Source organism: Pseudomonas oryzihabitans, assembly GCF_006384975.1.
Lineage (GTDB): Bacteria > Pseudomonadota > Gammaproteobacteria > Pseudomonadales > Pseudomonadaceae > Chryseomonas > Chryseomonas psychrotolerans_B.
Map to the genome: position 1 here is coordinate 103,671 of NZ_CP021645.1, position 20,238 is coordinate 123,908.

Sequence of the window (20,238 nt, forward strand, 5' to 3'; positions counted from 1 at the left end):
TGTTTTCAACCTAGAGGTTGAAGACTTCCATACCTATTACGTAGGCGGGAAGCACGGCTTCTGGGTTCGCAGTGCGACTGACCGAGGCCAAGAGACAACGGAAGGTAGCCTGCCTGAGGGCGAGCAACGGGTAATCACTTCCCCGCTAGCGGATTCGCCCGTTAGCCAGTCGCGGATAGGCACGTCCAGTGGGAGGGGTGGCTGGCAGCGAAAGATGCGGTGGTCGTGGCTCATCGTGCTGCTGGGCGCCGTGAGTGTCCAGGCGCAGCCCCTTTCCTTGAGGGATTTGCTGGAGCGTGCCCGTACCAGCGAGCCGACGTTCCTGGGGACCAAGGCTGCGGTTTTGGCCGCGCAGGCCCGTGAGAAGCAGGCCTTCGGCGCTCTGTTGCCCCAGCTCAGTATGAGTGCCGGCACCCATGCCAATTCACGTAACTACCAGACTCGCGACGATACTACGCCCAGGGCCAGTGACGAATACAACAACCACTCGACGCAACTGAGCCTGACACAGCCGCTCTGGCGTCCTGCCGACCTGGTGGGGGTGGAGCAGGCGAAGATCATGGTGGCTCAGGCCGAGTATCAACTGACCGCCGCGGAACAGGAATTGGCGGCTCGGCTGGTGGAGGCCTGGTTCGATCTGCTGGCCGCCCGGGATGCGAAAGCCTTCGCCGACCAGCAGGTAGCCGCGCTCGAGCAGCAATGGCGGGTGTCGGTTCGCGCTGAAGAGTTGGGCGGCGGCAGCCATCCCCAGACCGAGGAGGCCTTGGCCAAGCTCGAGCAGGCGCGGGCGGACGGTGTCGTCGCCGAGGCGGAGATCGAGCTCAAGCGCGCCGCCCTGGAGCAGTGGGTCGGGCCGCTACAGGACCTCGACTTGCCGCACCTGATCGGCTCCGTGGAGCTGCTCGACCCGGCGACGCAGACATTGGATGCCTGGTTGCGCGAGGTGCAAGCGGGTAATCCAACCGTATTGGCCGCGCAGCGGGCCTATGAAGCTGCCGGAGCCGAGGTGCTCAAGCAGCGTGCCGGGCATTCCCCTACCCTGGACCTGGTGGCCAGCTATGGCAAGAACAGCCAGGCGGTGGGTGGCTTTCCCGGGCAGGCCGGCTATGACATCACTCAAGGCAGTATCGGGGTGCAACTGAACGTACCGCTTTTTTCGGGCGGCGCTCAATCGGCCAAGGTGGCCGAGGCCTTGGCCCAGGAAGAGCGAGCCAGCCAGGAGCTCGAAGCAGCCCGACGCTCCGCCATACTGGCGGCCAAGCGCGCCTGGTTCACCTGGCGCGGTGCGGTGGCCCGCGCGGCGGCGGGTGCCCAGAGCATTCGCGCGGCCCGTGTGGAATTAGCCCGCGCCGGCCGGGGCAATGAGCGGGGCTTGCAGACCCGTCTGGAGATCCTGCAGGCCGAGCAGCAACTGCGTGCCGGCCAGCGCGATTTCTCCAAGGGACGCTACGATCAGATCGTCTCGGTCATCCGTCTCAAGGCGGCGGCGGGTACCTTGCTGCTGACCGATGTCACCAGGATCGACAGGCTGTTGGTGCCGTTGCGCGAGGCGGCCGACCCCAGGCTCCCCGTTCGCCTGGCCGGCGTGGAGGATCGACGATGAGCACGGTCATCGATTCCGCCGCCGTCGCGCCGGGCACGTCGGCCCGGGATGCCGCTGCCGAGTGGGAGGCCTTTGCCTCCTCGCGGACGGGCGAGGCCAGATGTCGTGCCTGGCTGGCGCTGCTCTGCGGTCGTTTGCCCGCTATCCGAGCGGGTGCCATCTTGCTCGAGAATCCGGCGGACCACAGCTATGGCCCCGTGGCCGTGTGGCCGAAGGCGGGGCCCGAGTTGGGCCGCCTGGGCGCGGTGGTCGAATCGACGTTGCAGCTGCACCAAAGTGTGGTGAAGGCGGGGCCGGATGGCACCGTGCATCTCGGTTATCCGCTGCGGATCGATGATCGCGTCGTCGGGGTGGTGACGTTGGAGTCAACGATCTCCGAGCGCGAGGCGCCCGAGGTACTGCGGGAGGTTCACTGGGGCGCCGCCTGGTTGGTGGACATGCTGGCAGGACGGGAGCGAGTCGAAGCCACCCAGGCTCGCGATCGCTTGGGTTCCGTGCTGGAAGTGGTGGCGGCATCCCTGCGTCATGGCCAGAAACTCCAGCAGGCGATGTTCGAACTCGCCAACGCCTTGCGGCTGCACCTGGACTGCACCCGCGCGGCCATCGGCCTGACGGACCAGGCGACGGTCCGCCTCATTGCCCTGTCGGATGCCGCCTCTTTCGACAAGCACACGTCCCTGGTCAAGAGCTACCAGAAGGCCATGGACGAAGCCTACGACGCCCACCGCATCCTGCAGTCGCCAGTGCCCGAGGAGGGAGCTGAGGGCCAGACACCACTGCATGATGCGCTACGCGCACTGTCGGGTGCCGAAGCGGTCTTGTCCTATCCATTGGTGGTGGGTGCTCGCTGCCTCGGCGTCATTACCCTGGAGCGGGAGAGCAAGGCCTTCACCACGCAGGACCAGGTCTGGCTGGATGCCTTCGGCGCGCTGGCGGCGCCTATCATCGAGCAGAAGCGCTCGGCCGAGCGAGGTGTGCTACGCCGCCTGAACGATGATGTGCGCGGTGTTTTCGAGAAGCTGTTCGGGCCGCGCCACCTGACCTGGAAGGTGGCTACGGCGGCTGTGCTGTGTGCGGTGGCGCTGCTGGTACTGGTACCCATCGACTATCGGGTGTCGGCCAAGACCGTGGTGGAAGGCGAAGTGCAGCGGGTAGTGGCGGCGCCGTTCGATGGCTTCATCAACAGTGCCTATGTGCGTGCGGGCGATACCGTGAAGCGCGATCAACTCCTCGCATTGCTGGACGAGCGTGACCTGCGCATCGAAGAGGCACGTTGGGCGAGCGAGCGCGATCAGTACGAGAACCGCCTGCGTGAAGCCACTGCCAAGCATGACCTGACGGCCATGGAGGTGGTGGGGGCGCAACTGCGCCAGGCGTCGGCCCAACTCAGGCTGATCACGGAGAAGATCGCCCGCGCGCGCCTGACCGCGGCCTTCGACGGCATCGTGGTATCCGGCGATCTGAGCCAGCAGATCGGTGCGCCGGTGGAGGCGGGCAAGACGTTGTTCGAGATCGCCCCGCTGCACAGTTACCGGGTCATCCTCCAGGTGGACGAACGTGAAATCCGCCATGTGCAGGTAGGGCAGTCCGGTCGACTGGTGATGACCGGCATCGCCGGCGAACCCATGCCATTCCAAGTGGCGAAGGTAACGCCAGTGGCAACCGCGCAGGACGGGCGAAATTTCTTCCGGGTCGAGGCGAATCTGGCCGAGGCGTCGCTGCGACTAAGGCCCGGCATGGAGGGCGTTGGGAAGATCGAGGTTGGCAGTCGCTCGCTGTGGTGGGCGCTGACCCATGGCTTCAGCGATTGGCTCACCCTGTGGTTGTGGACCTGGATGCCATAGGTGAATCATGACGCGTAGTCTGTTCAGTTCCTCTTGGCACAGCGTTGCCGATCTGCGACCACGCCTGGCGGCTCAGGCGCGGATCGAGCGTCATCTGTATCGCAACCAGGTCTGGTATGTGGTGCAGGACCAGAGTGGTGGTCGCTATCACCGGTTGTCACCTGCGGCCTACGCCCTGGTTCGAGGCATGGACGGTTCGCGCACGGTCCAGGCGTTGTGGGAACAAGCCAATGCCGCCGGTACAGGTGATGACTGCACGCAGAACGAGATCGTGGACCTGCTGGTGCAACTGCATGGCGCCGACCTGCTACAGGGCGATACCAGCCCGGACTCCTGGGCGCTGCTCGAGCGCTACAAGCAGAAGCGCCGGATGACCTGGAAGCAGTACCTGCTCAACCCGATGAGCTTGAAGCTGCCCCTGGTGGATCCGCACGAGTTCCTGGACAGCTGGGCGCCACGTCTGGCTTGGTGCTTCGGGCGCCTGGGGCTTGCACTGTGGCTGGCGGTGGTACTACCTGCCTTGGTGCTGGCCGGGCAGCACTGGAGCGAGCTGACCCATAATCTGTCGGAGCAGGTGCTGTCGTCGAGCAACCTGCTGGTGATGGTGCTGGTCTTCCCGATCGTGAAGCTGCTGCACGAGCTTGGCCATGCGTTCGCGGTGCGGGTATGGGGTGGCACGGTGCGCGAAGCGGGCGTGATGCTGCTGGTCTTCGCACCGGTACCCTATGTCAACGCCTCGGCGTCGGCGGCATTTCCCTCCAAATGGCGGCGAGCCGTGGTAGCGGCCGCCGGCATGCTGGTGGAGGTGTTCATCGCTGCCTTGGCGCTGTATGCCTGGTTGCTGGTCGAGCCAGGCGTGGCGCGCGCCGTAGCCTACAACGTGATGGTGGTGGCGGGTGTCTCGACCCTGGTGGTCAACGGCAATCCACTGCTGCGCTATGACGCCTATTACATACTCTGCGATCTCATCGAGATCCCCAATCTAGCTCAGCGTGGTCAGAAGTACCTGACGTACCTGTGGGATCGCTACGTGTTCGGCGCCCATGACGTGCAGGCGCCGCAAGAGACGGCCAGTGAGAAGCGCTGGCTGTTCTGCTATACACCGCTGGCCTGGTGCTACCGGGTGTTCGTCACGCTGTCGATCATCCTTTTCGTATCTGGAGAGTTCTTCATCTTTGGCACCTTGATCGCCCTGTGGGGGCTGGTGACCTTGATCGGAGTACCACTTTGGAAGGCCTGGCGGCATGTGACCCGTAGCCCGGGGTTGCAACGTCGCAGGGCTCAGGCCGTGCGTTTGAGCCTGGCTTTGATAGCCGGGGTCGCGGCGCTGGCCTTTATCGTGCCGATGCCGCTATACACCCGTGCAGAGGGCGTGGTGTGGTTGCCTGATCAGTCCATCGTGCGGGCCGGCGGTGATGGGTTCTTCGTGAGTTGGTATGTTCAGCCGGGCTCTCGAGTGAGCAAGGGCGACCTCTTGTTCGAGCAGGAGGACCGCTCGCTCGCGACCGAAATCGAGGTGGCGCGTGCCAAGGTGGACGAGGCCCAGGCGCGTTTCCTAGGGGAGGCGTTCACCGATCCGGTCAAGGCGCGCGTGAGCGAGCGCCAGTTGCAGCAGGAGCAGGCGATACTGGCCAAGCTCGAGGAGCGGGCAGGGCGCCTGCTGGGCCGAGCACAGACCGACGGGGTTCTGGCTGCCGCGCAAGCGCAAGACTTACCGGCACGTTATCTGAAGAAGGGCGAGGTGATTGGTCATGTTCTCGCCAAGGACGCCTTGGTCGCCCGTACGGTGGTATCGCAGGACGACATCCATCTGGTTCGCGCCTATTTTCAGGGCGCCGAACTGCGCCTGGCCGACAGCATCCGGCATGCCGCGTCGGTGGCGCTGATCCGCCCACCTGCGGGTGGGGTCGATGAATTGCCGACGCCCGCGCTGGGCTTGTCGGGGGGCGGAAGGATTCCAACGCTGCCCAGTGATCCAAACGGCGTTAAGACAGTAGAGCGTGTTTTCATGGTGGATCTTGCTCTGCCCGCGGATCTTCCTCCGGCAGCGTTCGGCGAGCGCGTCTATGCCCGCTTCGACCATGGCTGGGAGCCATTGGCCTGGCAGGGGCTACGTCGCCTCCGGCAACTGTTCCTGGGGCGATTCGGTGTCTGACGCCCGTGCCTTGCTGATCGGCCGTGGCATCGAGGTCGCCGACGGTGCGTACCTTGAGCGTGCCGAGCGGCCGGTGCACGCGGTGGAGGAGTGGCTGCGTGCCCGCATGACGTTGTTCGGCGGTTCGGTTCGTCAGGCGCGCCGCTTCGTGCGGAAGGTAAATGCCCTGGAGGCGCAGGTACAGACGCAGGACGACGATGGCCTGCGCGCCAAGATGCGAGAGGTTGCCGCTCGCCTGCAGATACAAGGGCTGCAAGAGGAGTGGGTGGCGCAGTCTTTCGCCCTGGTGCGCGAGGCGTCACGCCGCATCCTGGGCATGCGTCATCACGATGTGCAATTGATGGGCTCCTGGGTGTTGCTGCAGGGGCGGATTGCCGAAATGGCGACCGGTGAGGGCAAGACGCTGGCCGCCACCCTAGCGGTTTGCACCGCTGCGGCTGCCGGCGCCGCCGTGCATGTGGTGACGGTCAACGACTACCTCGCTGAGCGGGATGCCGAAGACAATGCACCGCTTTATGCCTTCTTCGGTCTGAGCCTGGGCGTGGTGAAGCAGGATATGCCCGTCGACGAGCGTCGCCAGCAGTACGCCTGCGATGTGGTCTATGTGTCGAACAAGGAGCTGACCTTCGACTATCTCAAGGATCGCATCGCCCTGGGCGATATTTCCGCTGCCCAGCTCAAGCTGCGCCGTTTGCGCGGGGGCGTGACCGCTTCGGATTCACTGCTCAGAGGGTTGCACTTGGCGATAGTGGATGAAGCGGATAGCGTCCTGATCGACGAGGCGCGTACGCCCCTGATCATTTCCGAGACCTTGCCGGACGATCTGGATGAGGCTGTCTACCACGAAGCGCTCGAACTCGCCGGACGTCTGGATAAGGACCTCCACTATATTCACGGACGCGATCGTGATATCTGGCTCACGCCCGCCGGGGAAGCTGAAACGGCACGACTGGTGGCAGGGAAGGAGGGTGTCTGGCGGTCGTCCCTTTGGCAGAAGGAGCTGTTAGGAAAGGCGTTGTCCGCCCTGCATCTGTTCCATCGCGACCAGCACTACATCCTTGCCGAGGACAAGGTGCAAATCGTCGACGAATCCACGGGCCGGGTGATGCCCGACCGCACCTGGGAGCGCGGACTCCACCAGATGATCGAGGCCAAGGAAGGCTGCGAGATATCTGGGCAGCGACGCACCTTGTCGCAGATCACCTACCAGCGTTTCTTCAGCCGTTATCTGCTGCTAGGGGGAATGACCGGTACGGCCAGGGAGGTGGAGCCGGAGTTGAAGCGGGTTTACGACCTCTCGGTCACCCGAATTCCAACGCATAAGGCACCTCGGCGGAGGCGTTTGCAGGACCGCGTATTCCATACTTCGGAAGAACGCTGGGCGGCCGTAGCGGACAGGGCGCGGGAAGTGGCGGAGCAGGGGCGAGCAGTACTTATCGGCACGCGCTCGGTGGAAGCCTCGGAACATCTGGGCAAGCTATTCGATGAGCAGGGCACGGCGCATAGGGTGCTCAATGCGCGCCAGGACGACAACGAAGCAGAGGCGGTGGCGCAAGCAGGTCAGCCAGGGCGGATTACGGTGGCTACCAACATGGCCGGCCGTGGCACCGACATCAAATTGGCAGCGGCGGTTGAGCACGCTGGTGGCCTGCATGTGATTCTCACCGAGTTCCACGAAAGCGCCCGGGTAGACCGGCAGTTGTTTGGGCGTTCTGCGCGACAGGGCAACCCCGGCTCCGTGGAAGCCATCGTGAGCCTGGAGGACGAGTTGTTCCAGCGCTTCGTCCCGAGTTGGTTACGTGCCCTCCTGGGCGTCCGGCTGAACGCCGGCGTCCAGCCGAACAGTGGCTTTTTCCGCTCTGTAGTGACATTCGCGCAATCCAGCGCGGAGGCTCGTGATCGGCGTATCCGCTCGGACACTCTCCGACGCGACCGACAATGGCTACGGGCATTGGGCTTTGTTGGTAAGCATAAGAAATAATCAGAGGTGTCATTGCCCCCGCGTCAGGCGACCTCGTACTTGGCTGGGCTTTATGCCTTTTGTACGACACCTATACCTATCAAGGCTTTGGACGGATATTTCCTGGATGAACGTCACTGGCTTCGAGTCGCCCAGCTCAGAGAGTTCCGGTCGTAACGCTGGCTTATCAAGATGTTCAAGTCGGCGTGTTCCTCTGGCTCAATGGAGCGATGTGGCGTTCTGGCCCTGGGGTACCAATCCCTTCCGACGATTGACAGCCTGCTACTCACTGACCACCATCCCTAGCCAGCGGCAAGTTAGTGATGGGCAACCATCCCAAGCGCCATACGCCCTTCCTCGACCGCAACAGTGAGTGCCGGTCAGCCTTGAATCAGGACGATGAACGACTACGCGTTGAAGCTCGCCAGCTACTGGCGCAACTCCCTGGCTGATGCCGAGAATGGCAATGGCGCCCTGGATACCAAGCAAGCCGACAAGCTCTTCAAGCTCCCGAATGAACAAGTATCGAGTGGGTGCCTTCCGGTCGAGCTCAGCGAAGCCCTGTTCACTGGCGAGGCGGTCGAGGTCTCCACGGTAGCGGTTACCTTGCGTCCGCTGGTGTACCACGCCAGGTTGGAGCACGGTAAGCCGCGCAAGGGAATGCCGGCCGTGGTCACACCTCTGGTCTGCGGCATGCTGCTTGCCCGGGATGGGCGCCTATACCCAACCTCGCAGGTGCTGGTACCCCGCGACATTCTCGAGCCGCTGGATCAGGACAATTTCACCATCGGCAGCCAGGCTGATCTGGACGCCTTCCTGTCCATAGAGACGGTCCCCTGTTTTGCTCCACCTGATGAAAGCGAGACGGTGAGCGAAGAGGAGTATCACAGGCAATGGCGTGCCTACCTGCAATTCTGCTGGAAGATGCTGTGCACGGTCAGCAAGGGCTGGGAACCTGAGCAAGACAGCCTGATGCGTGCCAGTCATGGTTTGTTGTTCAAGGAAGACAAACCGGATGGCTTCAGCCAGAACATCGTGCGTCTCTACGATTACCTGCGTCATGAAAAACCCGAGGCACCGCTGTTCGAGCGGTTCGCCCAGCCTGAACCCAGCCCAGACGAACCTTGTCTGCCGCCTCACAGCGGCTTTGCCCTGCGCCTCGCTCATGCGGGCGATCGATACGCCCTCGCACCGGCCCAGCGTGATGCCCTGGCTCATCTGCTGATAGGCGAGACGGGTGAGGTACTTGCGGTAAATGGTCCGCCGGGCACGGGCAAGACCACCTTGGTGTTGTCCGTAGTGGCCTCGCTCTGGGCTCAGGCGGCGCTGGCAGGAGGCGACCCACCGGTGATCGTCGCCAGCTCCACCAACAACCAGGCGGTCACCAACATCATTGCCGCGTTCGGCAAGGACTTCGCGCAGGGGAGTGGCCCCTTGGCTGGACGCTGGTTGCCAGACCTGTACAGCTTCGGTGCCTACTTCCCCAAGGCCTCGGCCGAAAAGGAGCTATCGAGCAGCTATCAGACCCAGAGCTTTCTCACTGGATTGGAGTCGCAAGACTATCTGGACCGTGCCCAGGCTGCTTATCTGGCCAAAGCCGTCGAGGCCTTTCCCGAGGAGCCATCCCCCAGCGTGCTCGGCACCGTCGAGCGACTACGACAGCAGATCCAGCATCGACAACGACAACTGGCTGACATCGAACAGGCATGGTCCGTTTTGGTCGCTGCCCGTGAGAGCGTCGCGCTGCAGCTAGGGGCAGATCCCCTGGCGGCCCTAGCGGAGCGTCAACGCGTTTGCGAGGAGCAGGGACGCCTGCTGGCCAGCGCACAGCAGCAGCTGAAGGCTTTCCGCCATTACCTGGCCCATGAGTCGCTGTTCTACAGCCTGTTCGGTTGGATCGGGGCAGTGGCGGCCAAGCGCCTACGCTTGGCCAAGCTGCACCTTGGCGACGCCGGCCCGGTGTTGCAAAGCGCTTCGAGCGTTAGCGAGATAGAAAAACACCTGGAGGCTGCCGAAGCTAGCGCTCGTGAAGCCTTCGAGGCGCGAGAAGTGCAGGTGCGACTTGGCGTGCAGTTGCTGGAGGCCGAGCAGAGGGCGTTGGTGGGCTGGCAGGGAGTGATCGCGGTACTGGCCACGCCGGGCGACAAACCCGCTGCACAGGTTACCCTTGCCGAGTGTGATGCTCAGGCCGATACCACCCTGCGCTTCGAGATATTCCTGCTGGCTACCCACTATTGGGAGGGCCGCTGGCTGATGGAGGTTGCCGAAACGCTGCCTACCCTTCTCAAGAACCGCAGCAAGAACGGCGCCAAGACCATAGCTGGCAATTGGCGGCGCTGGATGAAGTTGACGCCCTGCGTGGTCGCTACCTTCTTCCGGTTGCCCAAGGAGCTGCTTTGCAGCCGCTACGAGGAAGGTAGCTTCGTCGAGGACTACCTAACCGACTTCATCGACCTGCTGATCGTCGACGAGGCTGGCCAGGTGCTGCCGGAAGTGGCCGCGCCGTCGTTCGCTCTTGCCAGGCAGGCGCTAGTGATCGGCGACACTCAGCAGATTGAGCCCATCTGGTCGATCCCCGCCAAGGTCGATATTGGCAATCTGGCTAACGTGGGGCTGGTTGCACGTGACCGGGTAAAACAGGACTACGCCGCCTTCAGCAAGGGTGGGCGCAGTTCAGCGAGCGGCAGCGTAATGGCCATTGCCCAGTCCGCAAGTCGCTACCATTATGACCCGGACTTGGCCCGCGGCATGTATCTGTACGAGCACCGGCGCTGCTATGACTCGATCATCGCCTTCTGCAACGCCCTTTGCTACAAGGGCAAACTGCAACCCTGTCGTGGGCAGAAGCCGGAAGGTGGATTGCCTGGGCTAGGCTATCTGCACGTCGATGGGCGGTGCCGGCAGAGCGGTAACGGCAGCCGGGAGAACCTGCTCGAAGCCCAAACCATCGCGGCTTGGATCCAGGCCCACGAAGCTGAATTGAGGGCGCGCTACGACGACCGACCGCTATCCGAGATCCTGGGGGTGATCACGCCCTTCGGCGCTCAGTCCGCGGCCATCGTACAGGCCTGTGCGGCGTTGGGTATCCGCGCCGGCAAGGGCGCCGGTGAGATCACCGTGGGGACGGTGCATTCGTTCCAGGGTGCGGAGCGTCCAGTAGTGATCTTCTCTGCGGTGTACTCCAAGCACGATGATGGCGCCTTTATCGATCGTCGGGACAGCATGCTCAACGTGGCGGTTTCCCGGGCCAAGGATAGTTTTCTGTTGTTCGGCGACATGGATCTGATTGGCCAGGTACCGGCCAGCAAACCGCGTGGCTTGCTGGCGCGCTTCCTGCTGGAAGATCCGGCGAGCGAGCTGCAGTTCACCTATCAAGCCAGGCAGGACTTGGCTGCCGGGCTCAGCCATCTGCACGAATGGGCGGACCACGATGCCTTTCTCAAGCAAACGCTGCGGACGGCGCGCCAGCAAGTCCAAATAGTCACGCCCTGGGTGCGTCTGCATTGCCTGCGGAGCACCGGCGCCTTGGCGCAAATGGGCGAAACGGTGCAGCGGGGCGTGCAGGTCGAGGTCTATACGGACCTGCTCCTGAATACTGAACCGTCCTTTTCGATGCCTGAAGGAAAGCCGGAAAAGGTGGCGCAGTTCAAGGCGGCCCTAGCCGAGATGGCGGCACAGGACATCCAGGTATGGGTCGTGAGGAAGGTGCACAGCAAGCTGTTGATGGCCGACCAAGAGTTGTTGTGCGTCGGCTCGTTCAACTGGCTAAGCGCTCAGCGCGAGGGTGATTTCGTGCGCCACGAAACTTCCATGGTCTACCGAGGCGCTGCTGTGCAGGATGAGATCGAGGTGAACCGTAGCAGCCTCGCGGCGCGGGTAACGACCTTTACCCCTTAGGAGACCTTGGCTTGCTGTGAGAGCAGGTGCGTGCTAACAGGTACAAGATGTCGTGGCGACGTTGTCACTATCGCCACGACATCTAGAGCGGGTTCATGCCTGATAGCCAAGCACCCTTGCTAAGGGGGCTTGGCTGTGTGGATAGGGTGTGTCTGCTCTGGCTATCCTGTATGGAGCAGGGCCTAGGTTATCCCAGCTGTCGCGTCAGCATACGCTTTCCACACGCACCAATCCCTGCTGCCTGAACGACATCAAAACCTCACCCGCCGTCGCATCGGTAATCAACGTCCAGTCCGTCTTTAGGGGCGTCCAGTGTTGCTGGCGATCGCGCCCCAGCTTGGTCGAGTCGGCGAGGACGAAGACCTCGGCGGCCTGCTGGATCATCAGCTCTTTTAGATAGGCCTGCTCAGGGCTGGCTTCGCAGAGGCCGCGGCCGGCGACCACGCCGTCGGCGCTGAGGAAGACTTTGTCGGCTGACAGGCGCTCCAGCATGGTGAAGGCGGCTGGGCCGAAGGTGGACATGCTGCCGGGACGCAGGTCGCCGCCGAGGAGGGTGACGTGGCCTTCCGGCAGGTCACGCAGCAGGGGGGCCGCCAGCAGATTGTTGGTGATGACATGCAGGCCGCGTCTTTCGCTGAGCAGCTTGGCCAGGGCCGCGGTGGTGGTGCCGCCGTCCAGCAACAGGGTGTCGTGATCCCTGATATGGGCGAGGGCGGCGCGGGCGAGGAGGGCTTTCTCCGGCCCGGACTGGCTGCTGCGTTGCTCCAGCGAGGGCTCGGGTTCACGGGTGCCGATATGGGTCGCGCCGCCGTAGGTGCGCAGGATCTGGCCTTCCTCGGCCAGCGCCGTGAGGTCGCGGCGGACCGTGGCTTCCGACACTTCTAGATGCCGGCAGAGGGTTTCGACGTTGGTGTGACCGGCCAGGACCAGTTCGAGGATGGCTTGGCGACGTTTGGCGACCTTCATGAGCGTTCCAGCGAGAGAGACGGCGCTACTGTAGCGCAGTAGCGCCTCATCTTTCTCACAGCGAGGTGCCGCCGCAGACCGTCAGCGTCTGGCCGGTGAGGGCGCCGGCATCCGGGCCGAGCAGGAAGGCGGTCAGGCCCGCGACCTCTGCGGGCTGTACGTAGCGGCCCAGTGGGGGCAAGCGGGGCGGGGTGCCAGCACGACCCGGATCACGCAGCATGGGCGTCTCGGTCGCCCCAGGCGCCACCAGGTTGACGGTGATGCCGCGCGCCGCCAGCTCCAGCGCCCAGGAGCGCACCAGGCCGACCAGGGCCGCCTTGGTGGCGGCGTACTGACTGCGTCCGGCCGCGCCCTGCATGGTGCGGCTGCCGATCAGGACGATGCGCCCGCCCGTGGCGAGGCGCTCGATCAGGCGATCCACCAGGCGGCTGGCCACGGCCACGTGCAGGTGCCACATGGCGGCGCCATCGGCCGGGTCCAGGGCGCCCAGGGGCGCGGTGCGCATGAAGCCGGCGGCATGGACGATGGCGTCGAGCGGGCCGATGTCAGTCAGTACGGTATCCAGGGCCTGATCGTCGGCGAGGTCGACGCCGATCCAGGTGAGCGCCGGGTGCGACTGCTCTGGCGGGCGCCGGCTGAGGCCGCTCACCCGCCAGCCCTCGGCGAGCAGGCGCTGGGTGATGGCCGCGCCGATGCCGGAACTGACGCCAGTGACCAGGGCATGAGGTTGGGCCGTCATTGCCGTCTCCTTCAACGCAGCGCGGCCAGTGGCAGCCGGACGTGTTTGATGCGCTGGCGGAAGTAGGTGAAGGCCAGGTGCACATCCCCATCGGCCGCCTGCACCAGGCTCGGATAGGAGTACTCGCGATTGAGCTTCTCGGTGGAGTTGTTGGTCAGGCAGTAGCCATCACCGGCCTCGACGTCGAGGCGCCGCCAGCTCTGTCCCTCGTCGGTGGAGACGGCCAGACTCATGGGGCCGCGTGGCACGCCCCACACGGCGCTGCGCTCACCGTCCCGGGCTACTGGGTCTAGGCGGCTGTCGCCATCGTCGATCTCGTCATAGAGCGAAGCGCGGCGCTCGCTGTATTCGGCGGCGCTGGTGGGGTTATAGGCCACCACCAGCTCGCCGCTGGCGAGGCGAATGAACTGGATGGAGGAATTGTTGTTCGGCAGGGTCGTCGGGGTGGGTACGCTCCAGCTGCGACCGCCGTCCCAGGAGCAACTGGTATGGATGAAGTCGGCCCAGCGACTGCGGAACAGGGCCAGCAGGCTGCCGTCGCCCAGCAGCTGGATGTTCATGTGCACGCAGCCGGTACTCTCGGGTACGGCGTGCTCGGTCCAGCTACGGCCCTGGTCACTGGAGATCAGTACGGCGCTGGTGTCATGGCTGCCGACCCATTTCTCGCCGGGGCGGGCGATGCAATGGAAGATCGGCAGCAGCCAGTCGCCGTTGGCCAGCACCACCGGCGGCTGGCGGACAAAGGTTCCGGGGGTGTCGATCAGGGTCTCGATCGGGCTCCAGCTGTAGCCACCGTCGGGGGACAGGCGGCGGCGGACGATGGCGGTGTCCTGGTTGCCGGCTATCTGTGCCGTCCAAAGTAGCCACAGGGGGCCGCCCGGGGCCTGGAACAGAATGGGATTCTGCTCGGAGCGGTTTGGGTCGTCCGACAGTTGCACCGGGTTGCTCCAGGTGCCGGTCGCTGGATCGCGACGGCTCAGGAGCACCGAGATGTCGGCCTTGCCCTCCTGGGTGCCGGCGAACCAGGTGCAGAGCAAGGTGCCGTCGGGCTGGGCTAGCAGGTTGGCGGCATGATTCTGCGGATACGGCGTGGGCAGGAAGGCGTCTTGGCGACCGGCGATGGCGATTTCAGTGGTGGACATGGGGGACCTCGGCAGAAGCGGCTTTGGCGGCGGGCTGGGGAAAGAGACGTTCGATGACTACCACGATGGCAGGCGTCGCCAGGGCAACGTACATGTTGTCGATGCCATAGGGATTGCCCAGCAGATACCAGGCGCTGGTGGTGATGGTCGAGGCTAGCAGGCCCAGGGTCGCGCCGCGGTTGGTAGCGAACAGCGGCAGGTAGATGGCGATCATGGCGATCACCGCGATGGACAGACGCAGCGCCCGCGTGAAGAACGACAGGTTGAGAATCTCGGGTACGAAGAAGACGAAGAACAGCGGGACGAAGCCGATCACCAGGGAGATCACCCGAGTGGCCTTGAATTCACGCTCAGGCGTGGGTTTGCGCAGCGGCACGTAGAAGTCGCGCACCACCAGCGAGGCGATGGCCAGGGCCACGGTACTGACGCTGACGAAGATGGAGGCCACCAGGGAAATGGTCACCACCCCGGCCAGCACCGGGTGCATCGACTGCAGGAAGACCGGCAGGGCGTAGAGGCTGCTCATCTCCGGATGCAGGTACTTGGAGGCGACGCCGATGAAGCCCAGCGCCAGGGAGATGGGGATGCACAGCAGCGAGGCATGGAAGGTGGAGCGCTGGGCGGCGCGGGCGTCCTTGGTGGAGGAGATCGCCTGGATGATGAACTGGGTGGAGAAGATGGCGCCGACGGTACCGATGATCCAGGCGAAGATCTTGCTGCCGCCGATGGCGCCGTCCCAGGTGAAGTAATGCTCCGGCATGTGCTGCATGACTGGGGTGAAGCCGCCGGTCATGTGCAGCGCCACGCCCAGCACGATGAGCACGCCGATGTACTTGACCGAGGTGTGCAGGATGCTGACGTAGGCCACGCTCTTCAGCCCGCCGAAGGCGTAGTAGAGGGTGCTGACGATGGCGGTGATGAAGGCGGCGGTGGGCAGGTTGATCTTGAGCACCGTGGCGATGGCCGCCGCGCCGCTGACGTAGTTGCCCACGTTCACCAGCAGCAGGGCGTAGATCATGATGATCGACACCATCAGCTTGGTGGACAGGCCGTATTTCTGGGCGATGAAGCCGGAGATGGTGAATTCACCGGAGGCATAGAGCTTGCGCGCCATCAGCAGGCCGAACAGCGGAAAGCCGATGGCCGCGGCGATCACCGACCAGGAGGCAGCGAAGCCGCTTTCGAAGGCTGCCTGGGCGGTGCCCACGGTGGACTTGGCGCCGATGAATTCCGACATCATCAGGATGCCTACCACGAAGGCCGGCATGCTGCGCGCGGCCACCATGAATTCGCCGCTGGTGCGGCTGCGCAGGCGGATGCTGAGCCAGGTGGTGAAGAGGATGTAGAGCACCACCATCCCGACGATGATGGCGGTGCTTTGCACGTCGAAGGTTTGCATGCGAGTGATTCCTGTTGTTGTTGTTGGATAGCACTGGCGTTACGGGAAAAGCAGTCGTTCCTCAGGCGATGGCGGCCTGGCTGGCGCGACGCCGGCTGGCGAGCTCGGTGGCCTGGCGCAGGGCTTCGATGAGGCTGCGTTCGTCGGCGATGCCCTTGCCGGCGATGTCGAAGGCGGTGCCGTGGTCGACCGAGGTGCGGATCACCGGCAGGCCGACGGTGACGTTGACCCCGGCTTCCAGACCCATGACCTTGACCGGGCCGTGGCCCTGGTCGTGGTACATGGCCACCACGCAATCGAAGTCGCCACGACCGGCGCGGAAGAACAGGGTGTCGGCGGGCAGCGGGCCTTCCACGCGCCAGCCGCGGGCGCGTAGTTCGTCGATGGCTGGCTGGATCTTGGTCTCTTCCTCGCCGTAGCCGAACAGGCCGTTCTCCCCGGCATGGGGATTGATGCCGCAGACGGCGATCAGCGGGTCCTGGATACCGGCGCGTTGCAGGGTGACGTGGGCGCGTTCGATGGTGCGACGCACCAGGCCCGGTTCGATGCGGGCGATGGCATCGATGATGCCGATGTGGGTGGTGACGTGGATGACCTTGAGGATAGGCGTCATCAGCATCATCGACACCTCCTCGGTGCCGGTGAGGTGCGCCAGCAATTCGGTGTGGCCGGGGAAGATATGGCCGCCGGCGTGCAGGGCTTCCTTGTTCAGCGGCGCGGTGCAGATGGCATCGAGTTCGCCGGCCGAGGTGAGCTGCACGGTGCGTTCGATGTAGCGATAGGCGGCGTCACCGGCCAGGGCCGACAGCTTGCCGTAGGGCAGGTCGGCGGGGATCAGGCCGAGGTCGATGCAGTCCACGACGCCCGGCTGAAAGCGCGCCTGGTCAGGCCGCTCGATGGCATTGATCTGCAGGCGACCGCCGACGATGCGATTGGCGTCTTCCAGGCGGCCGGCGTCGCCGATGACCAGCGGACGGCAACCCTCGTACACCGAGGCGTGGGCCAGGGACTTCATGATGATTTCGGGACCGACGCCGCTGGCGTCGCCCATGGTGATGCCGATGACGGGACGTTCAGACATGGTGGGCTTCCTTGTGCAGGGAGGCCGGGGCGGCCTGTGCGGGTAGGCTGGCGCGCAGTTGGCGCCAGGCGTCGAGGAGGGTGTCCGGTTGGCCGAAGCCGCCGGCCTTGGTGACGACGCTCAGAGAGCGGTCGCGCCAGAGGGTGCTGGCCAGGGCCACGCCTGGGGCGAGGGCGCCGTGCAGGTCCAGGGAGGTGATGCCGGCCCTGGCGAGCAGGGCGCGGGCGGTCTCGCCGCCGGTGGCCATGAGGGCGGCGGCTTCTTGCAGAGCCGGTTGCAGCAGCTCGGCCAGCGCCTGGCTGAGGGCCATGGCCTGGCTGGGATTGCGGGCCTGCTGGTCGAGGCTGACCAGAACGTCTTCGCCGCTGGCCAGGCGCTGGGCCAGGGTCGCGGCCAGGGTCGTGCGTTCGGTCGCCCACTGGGGCCCCAGCAGCCAGGCGGGTGCCAAGCGTTGCCAGTGTTGCTGGCTACCGGCGACCAGGTACTCGGCCTGGGCCTGGGAATGGCGCGACATGCTGCCGACCACCGTCAGCACCGGACCGTCGCCGCTCGGGCGAGAGGCGGGTGTGCCGGTCAGGCCCAGGGCTCCGGGCAAGGCTTCGGCCAGACCCGCCGAGCCGACCCAGAACAGCTGCTGCACCAGGGGCGCGGAAGCCCGCGCCAGGGCTGCCAGATCGGACTGGCGTTCGGCATCACAGACCAGGGCTGGCAGACCACTGTCCAGGGCTCGGCGCAGGGCGGCGGCCAGGGCTACCGGTTGGCGCAGGGTGGTGAGGTCCAGCCGGGCACAGCTGATGCCCTGGGCGGTGAGTTGCGCCACCAGATCGGCACTGCCGGTCAGCTCCTCGTTGCGCCAGACGTCGGTCTGGTCGACCGGCACATCGTCCAGGTACTGGACGCCGCCGCGAGTGGTGCGGCCCAGTGCCGGATAGGCCGGGGCCACCAGGGCCAGGCCGCGCGGGGCGAGGGCGGCCACCTCGGCCGCGACATTGCCGCGCAGGGTGGAGTCGATCTTCTTGTAGAGCGCCGCACCTGCCAGCGCCGGATGCCCGAGCAATCCTGCGTGACGCCCGGCAGCAGCACGCGCGTCCAGCCGGCGGCTGTCCAGATCCAGCGCCGTCACCGGGGCCCGGGTATCCAGGGCTTCGGCGTCGAGCAGTACCCGAGTCGCCTGGGTCGCGGCGAAACCCAGGGCGCAATCGGCGGCGCCGCTGAGGTCGTCGGCCAGGATCAGCAGGCGGGTCATGGCAGCAGACGCCGGTACAGCGCCTGGATGTCGTCCAGGCTCAGCGGCTTGGGATTGTTGACCATCAGCCGGGTGACCTTGGAGGCCGCCACCGCCATGTCCGCCAGGTGTTCCTCGCGGACGCCGAAGGCGGCCAGGTCCTGGGGGATCTCCAGGGTGGCGGTCCAGGCGGCGATCTGTTCGATCAATTTGCGCGCCGCGGTCTCGTCGCTGTCTTCCGCGTGGGCCAGACCGCAGACCACGGCGGCGCGCTTGAGGCGCGGCGCGCAGCTGTCCAGGTTGAAGGCCATGACGTGGGGCAGCAGCATGGCGTTGGCCACCCCGTGGGTGACATGGAACTTGCCGCCCAGGGGATAGGCCAGGGCATGCACGGCGGCAGTACCGGCCGCGGTCAGGGCCACGCCGCCGTAGGTGGAGCCGAGCAGCATGTCGCTACGGGCACGCACCGAGTCCGGCTGCTGGTAGGCCTCGACGATGCTGCCGGCGATCAGGCGCATGGATTCCAGGGCGAAGGTGTCGCTGACCGGGTTGGCCTTGTTGGAGATGAAGGACTCCAGCGAATGGGTGAAGGCATCCATCCCGGTGGCCGCGGTGATGGCCTTGGGCAGGCTCAGGGTCAGCAGCGGATCGAGCAGCACCAGGGTGGGCAGCAGGTGGCGGCTCACCACGCCCACTTTCAGCTCTTCGTCGGGCAGGGTGACGATGGCGTTGGGCGTAACCTCCGAGCCGGTGCCCGCGGTGGTCGGCACCAGCACCGTGGGCAGCCCGGCGCGCGCCACCTGGTCGATGCCGAGCATGGACTTGAGCGACTGCTCATTGGTGAGCATGACCGCGAACAGCTTGGCGGCATCCAGCACCGAGCCGCCGCCGATGGCGAGCAGGACGTCGGGCTGGCGTGGCGCGACCTGCTCGCGGAACACCTGCTCGATGTTCTCCAGGGTGGGTTCGATCTCGACGTTGTCGATCACCGCCACCTCGATATCACGGGCGGCCAGCTGCGCCTTGACCCGCTCGGTCACGCCCAGGCCGCGCATGGCGTGCTGGGTGACCAGCACCACGCGGCGCAGCGGGACGTCGAGCAGGGCGAGCTTGTCGCCGAGCTGATCGAGGGCGCCGGCGCCATGGACCAGGTGTTTGACGGTCTGGAAATGATAGATGGACATGGGCGCTCCTGATCAGTCGCGATAAACGGCCAACAGGCCTTCGAGCTTGTGTACGGTGGCTTCGTCCAGCGCTGCCACCGGGGCGCGGCAGGGGCCGACCGGGACGTTGAGCAGGTCGGCGGCCTTCTTCAGCACCGAGGGCATGGTCCCCAGGGCGAAGGCATCGCGCAGCGGTCGCAACTTTTCCTGGGCGGCGCGGGCGGTGGCGTGGTCGCCGGCCTGGAAGGCGTTCCAGATGGTCATGACCACCTGGGGCACGGCATTGGCAGTGGCGGCCACGGCGCCATCGCCGCCGGCCAGCAGGTTCCAGTAGATGAGGGAGTCGGTGCCGGCGAAGACGGCGAAGTCGTCGCTGCGGTACTGCAGCATCTGCACCAGGGCGTCGAAGTTACCGGCGCTGTCCTTGATGCCCTTGATCTGCGGATGCTGGCTCAGGGTGGCCACGGCGCCGATGCCGATGGACATGCCGGTCTTGGCCGGGATGTTGTAGAGCATCAGCGGCAGGGTGGAGGCATCGCCGATGGCCTCGTAGTGAGCGATCAGCTCTTTCTGGCTCACGGCATTGAAGTAGGGCGTGATGACCGAGAGGGCGTCGACGCCACGATCCGCCATCTTTTTGTTCAGTTCGATCACTTCGTGAGTGGCGAAGGCGCCGGTACCGGCCACGACGGGGACGCGGCCGCCAGCGGTGTCCACGGTGATTTCAGCGATACGCAGCTTTTCGGCTTCGGATAGGGCGAAGAATTCGCCATTGGTGCCGAGCACGAACAGGCCGTGGACGCCCGCGCTAATGAGGTTTTCGATCAAACCGCGCAAGGCCTTTTCATCGACGCGCTGCTGGGCGTCGAACGGTGTAACGAGGGCGGGAACGATGCCGCGGAATCTCATGATCATGCCTACCTTTGTGATTGTTATGATCACAATAAAGCATGTTTTGATCTAATCGATCAATAGTGATTTGATCGATTCTCTCAGGGGAAGTGAACGCCCGGTCATGGCAGAGCAGCGTTCGGACGTATGAGCGACCTGGGGTAAAGGTTCTC

General features: G+C 64.9%; 13 protein-coding genes. 5 read left to right on the forward strand and 8 right to left on the reverse strand.

The window, feature by feature from the left end:
• The first annotated feature begins 214 nt into the window (after positions 1-214).
• From CCZ28_RS24610 to CCZ28_RS00375, 5 genes are all read left to right on the forward strand, one after another.
• Complete coding sequence (locus CCZ28_RS24610) at positions 215-1,603, forward strand: TolC family outer membrane protein (RefSeq protein ID WP_240795209.1); 1,389 nt, start codon at positions 215-217, stop codon at positions 1,601-1,603.
• Positions 1,600-3,447: an efflux RND transporter periplasmic adaptor subunit gene (locus CCZ28_RS00360; RefSeq protein ID WP_140215011.1), complete on the forward strand. Its 1,848-nt coding sequence runs from the start codon at positions 1,600-1,602 to the stop codon at positions 3,445-3,447. Before CCZ28_RS24610 ends, CCZ28_RS00360 begins: the two co-directional genes overlap by 4 nt.
• Before the next feature lie 7 nt (positions 3,448-3,454).
• Positions 3,455-5,602 (forward strand): peptidase M50, encoded by a 2,148-nt coding sequence (locus CCZ28_RS00365; protein WP_140215012.1) that lies wholly within the window; start codon positions 3,455-3,457, stop codon positions 5,600-5,602.
• Entirely contained in the window at positions 5,595-7,583 is a 1,989-nt protein-coding gene (locus CCZ28_RS00370) for a hypothetical protein (RefSeq protein ID WP_205894623.1), read from the forward strand. The genes CCZ28_RS00365 and CCZ28_RS00370 overlap by 8 nt, the downstream gene beginning before the upstream one ends.
• 378 nt (positions 7,584-7,961) lie before the next feature.
• Positions 7,962-11,459 (forward strand): AAA domain-containing protein, encoded by a 3,498-nt coding sequence (locus tag CCZ28_RS00375; RefSeq protein WP_140215013.1) that lies wholly within the window; start codon positions 7,962-7,964, stop codon positions 11,457-11,459.
• Positions 11,460-11,663: 204 nt separating this feature from the next.
• Here CCZ28_RS00375 and CCZ28_RS00380 read toward each other — a convergent pair whose 3' ends face one another.
• The 8 genes from CCZ28_RS00380 to dapA form a co-directional block, all read right to left on the reverse strand.
• Positions 11,664-12,425 carry a DeoR/GlpR family DNA-binding transcription regulator gene (locus tag CCZ28_RS00380; RefSeq protein ID WP_140215014.1) on the reverse strand — a complete coding sequence of 254 codons (762 nt, stop codon included), beginning with the start codon at positions 12,423-12,425 and terminating at the stop codon, positions 11,664-11,666.
• Positions 12,426-12,480: 55 nt separating this feature from the next.
• Positions 12,481-13,164, reverse strand: coding sequence for an SDR family NAD(P)-dependent oxidoreductase (locus CCZ28_RS00385; protein WP_140215015.1), 684 nt, complete (start codon positions 13,162-13,164; stop codon positions 12,481-12,483).
• Between the two features lie 11 nt (positions 13,165-13,175).
• On the reverse strand, positions 13,176-14,306 hold the full coding sequence (locus CCZ28_RS00390; RefSeq protein WP_140215016.1) for a sialidase family protein: 1,131 nt from the start codon (positions 14,304-14,306) through the stop codon (positions 13,176-13,178).
• Entirely contained in the window at positions 14,293-15,705 is a 1,413-nt protein-coding gene (locus tag CCZ28_RS00395; protein WP_140215017.1) for a sodium:solute symporter family protein, read from the reverse strand. Before CCZ28_RS00395 ends, CCZ28_RS00390 begins: the two co-directional genes overlap by 14 nt.
• Before the next feature lie 61 nt (positions 15,706-15,766).
• Positions 15,767-16,786: a 4-hydroxythreonine-4-phosphate dehydrogenase PdxA gene (pdxA, locus tag CCZ28_RS00400; protein WP_140215018.1), complete on the reverse strand. Its 1,020-nt coding sequence runs from the start codon at positions 16,784-16,786 to the stop codon at positions 15,767-15,769.
• The gene (locus CCZ28_RS00405) at positions 16,779-18,032 is read right to left on the reverse strand and encodes a four-carbon acid sugar kinase family protein (protein ID WP_140215019.1); all 1,254 of its coding nucleotides are present in this window, start codon (positions 18,030-18,032) and stop codon (positions 16,779-16,781) included. Before CCZ28_RS00405 ends, pdxA begins: the two co-directional genes overlap by 8 nt.
• Positions 18,029-19,195, reverse strand: a complete 1,167-nt coding sequence (locus CCZ28_RS00410) for an iron-containing alcohol dehydrogenase (RefSeq protein ID WP_140215020.1) — start codon at positions 19,193-19,195, stop codon at positions 18,029-18,031. Before CCZ28_RS00410 ends, CCZ28_RS00405 begins: the two co-directional genes overlap by 4 nt.
• Positions 19,196-19,207: 12 nt before the next feature.
• Positions 19,208-20,083, reverse strand: a complete 876-nt coding sequence (dapA, locus tag CCZ28_RS00415; RefSeq protein ID WP_140215021.1) for a 4-hydroxy-tetrahydrodipicolinate synthase — start codon at positions 20,081-20,083, stop codon at positions 19,208-19,210.
• Positions 20,084-20,238: the final 155 nt, after the last annotated feature.